Origin of the sequence: Anabaena sp. CCY 9910, assembly GCF_963920875.1 — a bacterium.
GTDB classification, from domain to species: Bacteria; Cyanobacteriota; Cyanobacteriia; order Cyanobacteriales; family Nostocaceae; genus Trichormus; species Trichormus variabilis.
Window position 1 is genome coordinate 57,566 of record NZ_CAWUDJ010000025.1, and the last position, 11,865, is coordinate 69,430.

Below are 11,865 nucleotides of genomic sequence, written 5' to 3' on the forward strand. Positions count from 1 at the left end.
TAGGGAGATATAACTTCAAATCAATAAACTCTCTCCTATTTTCTCCTATTACTCCATCTCCTCAAAGTTTTGTTAAACACTGCCGATGACGACATTTATACCGAAATATACTATCCCCCAATTAATAACAATGTTGGATATAGTGGGGAGATTCTCACGGTCATTCGGAATTCACACAGCATCCCTCAGGGAAGCCGCTATTTAAACTTCAATATTCTTTTAGAGTAATCAGTCGTGGCAAGTAACAAAATTTTAGTTATCGATGACACTACCGTTGTCAGGGTAAAAGTACGTGAAATGTTGCCCCCCGGCAATTTTGAGGTGTTAGAAGCCAAGGACGGCTTGGAAGGGATAAATCTCATCCGACAAGAAAAACTCAGCTTGATCATGTTGGATTTCCTGCTGCCTAAATTAAGTGGTTGGGAAGTATTCCAGCAAGTTCAAGCGCATCCTGAACTGAGAAAAATTCCCTTGGTAATTATGTCTGGTAGGAAGGAAGAGGTGACGGAAAAAATCACTGAACCTTTCGAGTATTTTGAATTTTTGGGTAAACCTTTTGATCAGAAACAGCTAATTAATGCGATTAAGTCAGCAATGACTAAGGCTAAACTACCGCGCCAAGAACCAGTAGGAGCAGTTGCAGCTAAAAATGGCAATACAGCCACTGCTACTATGACACATGGCGCTGTAGCAACAGTAGCTGCACCTACAGTTGCTACAACTACTACAGTAGCAACGGCTGGAATAGATGCAGATGCGGCTGCTGAAATTCAAGCACTTAATGACAAAGTTGCGAAGATGCAGGCAGAAATTGAAGGTTTGAAGAAACAGCTCGCCCAAGTAGTCACTTTTATTAAACAAAAAATTAAGTAGCGATGACCTGCGGTCGGTTGCAGAGTATCTTTATGTTCTCTTTGGCACCCTGAGGTTTTTGTAGGGAGTCTTGTAGGCAAAGGTTATACTATTATTGCCGACTGCGTACAGTAACGCTAAGCAGCATTTAAAATACTTTAGGGTAAACGCCGCAGAATTTTACCTGCTTGTCAGCCCCATAGAGAATTTGATCAAAGCGATCGCTATCGATTGTAAATTGAGAGTCATAGTTATTTCCTATCTAGCCTACGCTTTGCCGTAGGCTACTGTTTTTTAAGTATCACTATGAACTACGTACATAAAGACGAATGAAACAGCTATGAGGAACGATTTTCTTATCTAAGAGACGCTTGGTGAAATGGCGCTGAAACTGGGGAGTGGGAACTTAACACCGTCAGCTTTCTCAACTAGGTAAGCACTTTTGGCAACTTTACTCATAGGTTGTTGGCAATATATGCTGACCTAGCTAGATTAAAATTAATGAATATTCAGCTAGTAAGCGTCTAAATTGCATAACTACTAATAAGGGCTGTTAACTGTTAACTGTCAACAATCAACAGCACTGACGATGGATTGTGCAACTTAAAGGCAGAATAGCTTAGCTAGACTTTACAGATGAGTTTAAAACTGCGATTTCTACTGGAAAATGCAGCTTATCATCAATTCTTCATCAAATAAAGCAATAATGTTGTTTACCGACAGTGAAAACCTACGCTTAGAAGCGCTCTATCAATATTGCATTTTAGATACACCACCAGAAGAAGTATTTGACGATCTGGTAAATATTGCTGCCGATAGCTGTAATACACCAATTGCTCTGATCAGTATTTTAGATTCTCAAAGAGAATGGTTTAAGTCAAAAGTAGGAATTACTGAATTAGAAATACCACGTAATATATGTCTTGGTATTCATACAATTGGGCAAAATGACATATTGATTATTCCTGACACCTGGCAAGATGAACGATTTGTAGAAAATCCCCTAGTAAGGCAAAAGCCAACTGCTTTCCGTTTCTATGCAGGAGTTCCCTTAATTAACTCTGAGGGTTTTGCCTTGGGTTGTCTGGCCGTGATAGATTTTACCCCCCGTAACTTAAGTTTAAAAGAACAGCAAATACTCCAACGTTTAGCGCGTCAAATCATCAGACAATTAGAGTTACACAAAAAGCAAATTAATCATGAAAGCAGCTTCAATGCTCATCTTTTGTTCACCAATAATCCTCGTCCTATGTGGATATATGAGCCGCAAAGTCTACAAATTTTAGATGTTAATCAAGCTGCTATTACACAATATGGTTACTCAAAAACAGAGTTTTTACAAATGCAGTTTGCCCAAGTTTTTGTACCTGAGTTTATATCGGACTTAATCAGGGATATAGAACAGAAATATTTTCAACTTCCCTTCCTAATGGAATGTCAACATCGTCTAAGTGGTGGACAAGTTATTGATGTTGAATTGGCTATTAATTATATAGAATATTCAGGTTATCAAGCTTGTTTAGTTGATGCCATAAATATTACTGAACATATTCAAATAGAACGGAATCTACAAAAAAGTGAAGCCAGAGTTAGAACTATTCTGGAAGCAATTCCCGTACCTTTGGTGATTTCCCGCGTTGATGATGGCTTAATTTTATATACTAATTCAGAGTTTCTGCAAACATTCCAACTATCTGGAAATGATTTAATTAATCGCTATGCCGCAGATTTATATGAAAACTCCGAAGACCGACAGCAGATATTAGAAGCTCTTAGTCAACATGGGTCACTTCAGAATTATGATATTCAACTCAAGAAAAGTGACGGAACTTCATTTTGGGCGATCGCCTCAATTCAGTACTTAAATTTCAACAACGAGTATGCAATTTTAACCGTCCTCTACGATATTACAGAGCGCAAAAATATTGAAGCCAAGTTACAAGAGCAAAATGCACTTTTACAAAGTATTTTTGCTGGTATCCCGTTGATGATTGCACTGATTAGTCCTGAAGGTCAGGTTCAATGGATAAATCAAGAATTAGAGCGTCTTTTAGGTTGGAGTTTGAGAGATTATCAAACCCTTGATATTTTTGCAGAGTTATATCCTCAGCCTGAATATCGTCAATCGGTCATCAAGTTTATGCAATCAGGAGAATGTATTTGGGGTGATTTTAGAACTCAGACACGATACGGGCAAGTATTAGATACTTCTTGGATAAATATCAAACTTGCCGACGGTCGAATAATTGGTATTGGTCAAGAAATTACCGAGCGTAAACAAACCGAACGGGCTTTGAAAGGACAGATTGAGCGAGAACAGTTAATGCGTGCTGTTGCTCAACGAATTCGCCAATCGCTGAATCTACAAAATATTCTGAATGCCACAGTTAAAGAAATTAAAGACTTGCTTGGGGTTGATCGGGTCGTGGTTTATCAGTTTGCCCCAGATATGAGTGGTAAAATCGTAGCAGAATCGGTGAAGCCTGGATGGAAAATTGCTCTAGGTGCAGATATTCAAGATAATTGTTTCCAGTCAGGCGCAGGAGCAGATTATTGTCAAGGACATAAAAGAGCGATCGCCAACATCTACACAGCCGGATTAACTGATTGTCATCTGCATTTATTAGAACAATTTCAAGTTAAAGCTAACTTAGTTGTACCTATTCTGTTAGAAGTGAGTGAAGGCAACACTGTGCCGCAGCTTTGGGGTTTATTAATAGCTCATCAATGTTCTACCCCACGGGACTGGGAAGCGCACGAACTAGATTTGCTCGACCAACTTTCCGTCCCAATTGCGATCGCCATCCAGCAATCAAGTATACTTCAGCAAGCCCAAAATGAATTGGCTGAACGCCAAAAAGTAGAAGTTCGCTTGAGAAGTGCCTTAGCGGAAAAAGAAGTTTTACTCAAAGAAGTTCATCATCGGGTTAAAAATAATTTACAGATAGTTTCTGGATTATTACTACTTCATTCTCAAACACTCAAAGACCCAGAATTAATCAGAACTCTGCAAGAAAGTCAAAACCGTATTGAGTCCATCTCGATGATTCATAAGAATCTATATACTTCACCCAATATTGGACAACTTGATGTTGTTGATTATATTAATAATTTAGCTACGAGTATTTTAATATCCTATCAATTAGAGCCAGGGAGAATCAGTTTAGAAACTCATATTTACCCTGTTGATTTAAATCTTGATCAAGCCATTGCCTGTGGTTTAATTATCAATGAACTAATTTCCAATTCACTGAAACACGCTTTTCCTCAAAATACAACAGGCGCAATAAAAATTGATTTACGAAAAGTGGATGACAAAATTGAGATGACTATTCAAGATAATGGTATCGGTTTACCAGATAATTTAGATTGGCGGTACACAGATTCTTTAGGCCTTTCGCTAGTTCATGACTTAGTAACAGAACAACTAGAAGGCACTGTTAGTATCGAAAGTCAACCAGGAACTACATTTAAAATCCAATTTTCGCATTAACTGAACAACTGTAAATTGACAATGGAGCCAGTCAAAATTTTAGTCGTTGAAGATGAAGTGATCGTAGCTAGAACCATTGCTAGTCAACTGAATCAACTAGGTTATATTGTTATCGGTACAGCCTCTTCTGGAAAAGCGGCGATCGCTAAAGCAATAGAGACTAGCCCAGAACTAGTTTTCATGGATATTATCCTCAAAGGTGAAATCGATGGTATCACCACTGCCAGTTACATTCGGGAACACTTAGATATTCCAGTTATATTTTTAACTGCTTATGGTGACGATAATACTATAGAGCGGGCAAAGATCACTCAACCATTCGGGTATATTGTAAAACCATTTACCTCTAAGGATTTGCGTATTTCTATTGAAATGGGTTTGCTGAAACATCGCTTAGAAAGGGACATAAGAGAAAATCGTGACCGGTTAGCAACCCTTTTAAACTCAATTAGTGATGCTGTTATCGCCACTGATGAATTGGGAAACGTCACATTTATGAACCCAGCAGCCGAGGAAATTACTGGTTGGCATCAAGCAGATGCTATTGGACATGAAGTATCCCAGATTTTTAATATCATTGACGAAGTTACAGAAAATGTTTTAGAAAACCCAGTTACAAAAGTTCTCAGAGAACAAAAGGTCGTCTATTTAGATGAATATACATCTTTAATTACCAAAGATGGCAGAAGGGTGCCTATCGGTGATAGTGCTTCGCCCATCATGGGACTACCAAACAAAATCAACGGTGTGGTAATTGTTTTTTGGGATCTCAGTGAACGGAGACAAACAGAATTACTAGAGCAAGCGCTGCAAAAAGAACGAGAACTGAATAATCTTAAATCCTTATTTATCTCTACTGTCTCTCACGAATTTCGCAATCCTTTGAGTGTAATTCAAACAGCAATAGAACTGATAGAATTACACGGGCAAAATTTAACCGAAACCAAAAAAAATACATATATAAAGAGAATTAAAGGCGCTGTGCAATCCATGAAGTTACTCATGGAAGATGTCCTGTTTATGGGTAAATCCGAAGCGGCAAAGCTTGATTGTAAACCTGTACTCTTAAATTTAAAGGGATTTTGTCAAGAGTTAATAGAAGAATTCACAACTGTAGAAATTAGTGGACATGAAATTATTTTTACTTGTAGTGATGAAACTACAAGTGCGTTCATGGATGAACGACTATTACATTACATATTTGTGAACTTACTTTCTAATGCTGTCAAGTATTCTCCCCAGAATGAAACTATCAGGTTTGACTTAACTTTTGATCAAAGTAAAGGCGTGGCAATTTTTCGGATTCAAGACGAAGGTATTGGTATTCCTATTGCAGATCAAACCCATCTATTTGAATCATTTTATCGAGCTTCTAATTCTCAATCAATTCAAGGGACTGGGCTAGGTTTAGTGATAGTTAAAAGATGCGTTGAAGCTCACAAAGGAGAAATTGCTTTTAGCTCCCAAGAAGGTGTTGGGACTACGTTTACAATTACTTTACCTTTAAATTGTCAATAGCCAGTTGTCAGTTGTCAGTTGTCAGTTGTTTATTGACTCACACCACCGACAACTGGTCTAACCTCCGAAAATGGATCTGCACCGCCAGTCCAGTTAAAGTCACTAATGCGGATGCTAAAAGCGCCTAATTCCAGTACCGGATTGTAGCGCAAGGTGATTCCGTAAGTGCGTCGGCTATATTCAACAGTGTAGTCTGTGCTACTTTCTTTACCAGTATCTAAGTTAATTGATGTTTGAAAACCTAAACGCCAAGGGCCGTAAATTTGTTGGGAAATGCCGGCACTGAGTACTCTTTCATCAACGTAGCGGTCAAACAAAAAGGGTGATAGTCCACTGGTTAAACCTTGGGAATAACGGACGTTAAAAGCTGTGTAGTCAAGGAAGGGGCGAGAAAAATGACCAAGCTGCCCTACTAAGCCAACTGTGCCAGTCAGGCTGCTTTGGTTGTCGCCATTGGTGTAGTAGCTAGAAGTACCAGTAATACCGGCGATCGCCTGTAAGTAAGGAACTACAGGAGTAGCTGTATATCTTAAACCTTCCGTGGCTGTGGGTGGTAGTGGTTTTCCTTGCCATAGTAAAAACCCTTTACTCAAGGCGGCGCTACCTTGTAGGCGACCAAGAGAGACTCGATCATTGGTTCTGATGGGATCTAGCAAGTCTTGGCGGTCAGTGTTGGCGTTGATATACTGCGCGCCGGCTTGATAGCTGAGGTTGATCCCAGAGTTCCCCAGAGGAATAACTGGAGAAGTAATGACACCACCCAAACTGCTTTGGACGGTTTGAAAGCCAAGTGTACCGTTATAGAGGCGATCGCGGTAACTGTATTCCCAATTCACCACATGAGGATTGCGATCGCCTAAGGCTTGGCGTAAACGTAAACTCGCCTTTAAATTCTCGTCTATGTCGTCAAAATTAAAACTGGTTAGTTCTCCGATACCTTCAAGTACAGAGCGGGTGCCTAAAACAGAATTTAATCTGGCTTTGACACCAAATAACCCCGTCACATCATCACTGCCTTGTATGGCTTTCTGGATGAAAAACTGGGGAGTGATCTGCAAATTAGTACTATCCGTACTAATAGGTGTAAAACCGCGCTCAATAAAAACACCACCCCGCTTATCGCCATCATAGCCAGGAGAGACGATAAAGGGTGTGCTATCCCGTTCTCGACGGTCGATTTTCTGTTGATTTATGGGGATTGGTAAGGTCAAGCCTTGGTCAAAGACTAAACGCTGTCGCTGTGTGGTGATCCGATCAATTAAAGGAGCTTCCCGCGTGACAGTGACTGTATCTGCCCGTAACTCCAATTCTGGTGGTGAAAATGGGTCATTTGTCAGGCGCACATTTCGCGCTTGCCAACCACGGGGATAAAACTCAATTTGCTCGGCTTCAAACCTAATACGCTTCACCTCACCCCCACTTTTAGGAGGAGGCAGATTACTAGCTTGGCTCCCTCCCCCGACTGTAAATTCAATGCCACCGGGACTGCTGACATTAGAAAGAGGTTGATTGGTGCGGATAGAGTTGCTTGGTGGTTGTTGTGGTACGCCACCAGCTGTCACATCAGTGGGTAAGAAGGCAAAATCTCTTGATGCTGAGGGTACGTTAATTTCACCGCTTCCGTTTTCTAATTCCCCACTGTCTTGGACAAAATTATAAGTAAAGCGTTGTCCTCGTAATAACTGATCTCCTCTAGTTAAAACTACATCTCCCTCTCCCGCCGCAATCAAGTTATCTAAATTTACCTGCACGCGATCGGCATCTAGTAGCGCCCCATCAAACCGTACTAATACATTACCTTCGGCAGTAATAATGCGTCTTTGCTCATCATACTCCTGCCGATCTGAAGTCACTTCTACAATTCTTTGTCGGGCTGGTAGTGTATTGTTGGGTGTAGCAGGTGTTTGAGTTGGTATTGGTGACTGTGCTTGTGAACTAAGAGCTGGCGTGACAGTTTGTATTGATAGTTTATTTAATGAGTTACGCGACTTAAACTCAATAACATTTTGAATTGGTTGATTATTAACTACTCGGTCACTATCAGATACAGAGATATTAATTTTGTCCCCAGTCTGTTGTACAGTAACCTCGTCTTTCTGTTCTTGCTTAGTCAATGCCGAGGCGACTAGTTTTGTTTGAGGTGATACATCTGGAGCAATTGTCGCTGTAGGGAAGACTGGGGAATTAGTGCTTGTACTGTTTTGGACAGACTGAGGAATTGTCGCTGTGGGGAAGATTGGGGAATTAGTGCTTGTATTGCTTTGGACAGACTGAGGAATTGTCGCTGTAGGGAAGACTGGGAAATTAGTGCTTGTATTGTTTTGGACAGAATAACCAATTGCCAAGGTTTGTCCTAAATTAACAGCGCTGCTAGAAGGGGTAAGGGGAGAAAATTCTGAAGTAAAGGTTTCTGGTGTACTGGGTTTTGCCAGAACAGGAGTTGCGCTTAAATGCTCTGTTTTATTGCTGGTGGGTTTTGGTAACTGCAAAGAATCTTCTGTTTTCTCTACAGTTGAACTTTGAAACTGTTTCTCTAGGGGTTTGGCGGTCTCTAGTTTGTTTTGCTTAGTGGTATCAATCTCACTCACTAAATGAAATCGACTATCACTAGCAGATGGGGTGGAATTTGCAGGTTGTATAGGTTCAACGAGGGGAGGCGGTGGAGGCGGCAGAACTGGATGAAGCATATTGGGACACAATCAACCTAACAAATAGCCAATTAATAGCCGGAATGAATTCACCTGTGCTTGAGTAAACTCCCTGAGGGGAGACACTACACTGCGAAGGAAAAATCTTTGGCAGGTAGTGTTTTTCAATCTGGTGTTTTCTAACTTCCGGCGCTCACGGATCAATTGTCTCGCTTTTACTCTAAATCCCGACGACCGGGGTTACGAGCTGGGTCATTAGACAAAAATCCGAAGACAAAGATAGCCACAAAGAAAGCAACAACAATATAAACAGCGATTTTTAAAGTGAGCATCTGCGATATCTCCAAAAGGTAGAGCTTTGTCCTCAGTATCTGCCATGCAGAAAAGGTAGTTTCTTTATATTACCCGCATCTCGTTACTTTTTGAGAGTGCCGCAGTGGTCGTTAAGACCATGTTCAGTTTCCTTCGCTAATGCTCAGTTTTTTCTGGCCGAGTGGATGACCCTGAATAGGATTTAGTTGTTAACTAGTTCATCTTGTGACGTTTTCTTCAGCCGGAGGTTTCCTATTTTGAAGATAAATTGGTAATTGCTTCTTCCCTTGATCCCCATCCCTAATCTCCAGATGTAACTAAATCCTGGGCAACACGGCTTTTAATTACTCGTGCAGGTACGCCTACAGCTACAGAGAATGGGGGAATATCATTGGTGACGACTGCCCCTGCACCAATGACACTTCCTTTACCAATGGTCACACCATCCAATACCGTTACTCCATGTCCTAGCCAACAATCATCCTCAATCACGATCCCCTTACAAGTAACACCTTGGTATTTAATCGGCAATATCGGATCTGTAAAGTTGTGATTGTTAGCATATATACCTGAATGAGCAGCAATCATGCAACGCTTACCAATTGTGATGTCTCCTGGCCCAGAAATACAAACATCAGAAGCAATAAAAGTTTCCACGTCAATGTGAATACACGTATTTTCCAGACACCCTATATCAACGTTGCGCTCAATTGCCACTCCATCTGCCAAATAAATTCTATTGTTTGGATGCCCTTTAGCATCAAGACGTACACCTTTAAATAGATGTACACTATTGCCAATTTCAATATTAGAAGCGTTAGTAAATTCTACTCCATGTTGAATATATACAGGACTGCCTATGTGAGCAAAAATCATTCGATATACGAGATTCCTTAATTTCGGGCCTAGCAGTAGTGTGGGGATATTCCCGAAAACAGTGATTGCCAGAAGTTCTTGAAATCGCTGTGATTTGGCAGAATATCTCTGATGATTCATGATTAAGTTATCCGATAAATATTGTGAACGATGTGGCTAGTGTCTTGGATATGTATCTTTATTTCTGTAGTGCCAATTATCCTGATATTTATCCAGTATTAATTTTAGTGAGTATTGATACACAAATGCCCACTGTGCTGGATATAACTCAAAGTATTTTTGAATAAGAATCCAGGTTTATAACGTTTGTAATTTTTCCAAGAGATAACAGAATTAGTGTGCTGTTTTTCTGCACCCCAATTTGATTAGCTGCGTTGCCAGCAACAACATATCTTGGTAGTATTTATCCATTCCTGATTTCAAGATTGTTGCTATTTTTATCTCCGGCAATACAAAAGCTAATGCTCAGGTAATTACAGTGTCAAAACTCAGAGTATTAAATTGTGAGTTGATCTAGCTTGAGACAGACTAATTTCACTACTGTTTAGACAATAGCAACGGATAGATATAGTTATTTTTCGTCTGACATCCGCTCTATATGCAGCGAAGTATTTTTCACAACTCAATTGAACAAGCTTTCGTCAACTCAACTACATTTTGTCCAGACTAAATGAAATTTTTGAGGAAATTTGTCTATATATCAAAATGTAATTTGTGTTGAATAATACTTGGTATTTTACTGAAATATAACCAAGTTATGGTGGAGTATCTCCAACTTCAGCCATCACATTAAAATTCACCATCGGTGCAAACAAGTAAGCGCTTCCCCGATTGCTATGGCGACTCTCCGGCAAAGAATTTTTAGAGTATGCTGCTCTCATCATGTTGCACACTGATGATTTACGAACTAACCTAATCACGTTTATAATCACATGAATGGTTTTTAACAATAATTGCTCACCAGCATAACACATTTTATAGTTTGTGGATCAACCGCAGGAAATAGTTTCTTTAATATTGTTGATATGTAATAAATTTGATGTGTTGTTAATAACAAAAATGGGTTTTATGTAAGTAAAGCCACATATTTATGAAATAAAATTTTATCTATGATTGAGTCTCGAATACCATTTGTTAGTATATTAGGCAGAAAATACTATGAAACATATCCGGAAAAAATTAAATTCAGATTTAAGGTTCAAGCAAATATTAAATCAATATAAATTTAGACATAAAAATCAATATTTGAAATTGTGGTAGCGAATTTTACTAATTAGTGTTGAATGTTCTCGTTGCGGGAATATTTTCGGTTTTCAGTATGATGTATATTGGATTTCACTGTATTCTCATCAAACTACTAAGAAAAGCGATCGCTAGATATACAGGTCAATAGACATACGTACTTATGTAGATAGGACTTAGTGAATAAGCCTTATGGGTTTATACTTAATATTTCTGTCAAAAATGAAATTAAATATAAGTTATAGATATCGAACTTATATTCAGTCAGCTTGAGAGACAATTTTGGATAAATCATTGGCGAATGCAACATACAATACTTTTTTAATTGTCAATACTAAAAATAGCCAAAAATGTGCAAATCCCCCAATCAGGTGAGCCAATTGGGGGATGTGTTTTGGGTGTCAGTTGTTGTAGATTTTGGAAACAATCCTGATATACTTCCTATCGTTCAAGGTTTTACGATCGCCCAAAAATTCGCAGTATCAGGTATTACTATAAACTTATACAGTTGGCACGGATTATGGTTTTAATTCAGGACATCGCCCAAAAAGCTTTAAATACTGGTTGTTTGAGTATTGCTGACCAAAACCAAATTCAAGTGCTGCTGAAAACAAACTTTGATTCAGAAGATGTAGATGCGTTGATTATCTTACAACGGGCGATCGCCTCTGGTAGGGTTAAGCAGGAATTACCCCGCCATAAATCCTACACACCTAACAACAGCAGAGACAGGAAGTCTAATATTAAACTTGCTTATCAAATAGCCGCAGAGATGACATTTGCCGCCGCAGTCGCGCTGACGATGCCCAAAAATTCACCAGACCAGCCTTCCCTTGGTACTAATTAGATCCCCAACTTCTTCAAAGAAGTCGGGGATCGAAGATAATCTTTAAGAGAATCTTGAGATTTTCACACCTAAGATAC

8 protein-coding genes are annotated in these 11,865 nt (G+C 39.4%); 4 read left to right on the forward strand and 4 right to left on the reverse strand.

Translation table 11 applies throughout. The features are described from left to right. Nucleotides 1-234: 234 nt before the first annotated feature. The 3 genes from ACM5QX_RS18280 to ACM5QX_RS18290 all read left to right on the forward strand — a co-directional run bounded on the left by ACM5QX_RS18280 (nt 235) and on the right by ACM5QX_RS18290 (nt 5,863). A complete protein-coding gene (locus ACM5QX_RS18280) occupies nt 235-873 on the forward strand; it encodes a response regulator (RefSeq protein ID WP_414754817.1) in 639 nt (212 codons plus the stop codon). A 646-nt stretch (nt 874-1,519) separates the two neighbouring features. Next, a complete protein-coding gene (locus tag ACM5QX_RS18285) occupies nt 1,520-4,345 on the forward strand; it encodes a PAS domain S-box protein (RefSeq protein ID WP_414754818.1) in 2,826 nt (941 codons plus the stop codon). Between the two features lie 21 nt (nt 4,346-4,366). Beyond that, a complete protein-coding gene (locus tag ACM5QX_RS18290; RefSeq protein WP_414754819.1) occupies nt 4,367-5,863 on the forward strand; it encodes an ATP-binding protein in 1,497 nt (498 codons plus the stop codon). Between the two features lie 29 nt (nt 5,864-5,892). On the opposite strand, the gene ACM5QX_RS18295 is transcribed toward ACM5QX_RS18290, so the two are convergent. The 4 genes from ACM5QX_RS18295 to ACM5QX_RS18310 all read right to left on the reverse strand — a co-directional run bounded on the left by ACM5QX_RS18295 (nt 5,893) and on the right by ACM5QX_RS18310 (nt 10,583). Continuing rightward, the gene (locus ACM5QX_RS18295; RefSeq protein ID WP_414754820.1) at nt 5,893-8,550 is read right to left on the reverse strand and encodes a DUF3769 domain-containing protein; all 2,658 of its coding nucleotides are present in this window, start codon (nt 8,548-8,550) and stop codon (nt 5,893-5,895) included. A gap of 176 nt (nt 8,551-8,726) precedes the next feature. Then, nucleotides 8,727-8,843 carry a photosystem II reaction center protein I gene (locus ACM5QX_RS18300; RefSeq protein WP_010995449.1) on the reverse strand — a complete coding sequence of 39 codons (117 nt, stop codon included), beginning with the start codon at nt 8,841-8,843 and terminating at the stop codon, nt 8,727-8,729. 280 nt (nt 8,844-9,123) lie between these two features. Beyond that, nucleotides 9,124-9,819, reverse strand: coding sequence for an acyltransferase (locus tag ACM5QX_RS18305; protein WP_414754821.1), 696 nt, complete (start codon nt 9,817-9,819; stop codon nt 9,124-9,126). A 635-nt stretch (nt 9,820-10,454) separates the two neighbouring features. After that, on the reverse strand, nt 10,455-10,583 hold the full coding sequence (locus ACM5QX_RS18310) for a hypothetical protein (protein ID WP_255449162.1): 129 nt from the start codon (nt 10,581-10,583) through the stop codon (nt 10,455-10,457). Between the two features lie 878 nt (nt 10,584-11,461). Here ACM5QX_RS18310 and ACM5QX_RS18315 point away from each other — a divergent pair. After that, nucleotides 11,462-11,788, forward strand: coding sequence for a hypothetical protein (locus ACM5QX_RS18315; RefSeq protein ID WP_414754822.1), 327 nt, complete (start codon nt 11,462-11,464; stop codon nt 11,786-11,788). Nucleotides 11,789-11,865: the final 77 nt, after the last annotated feature.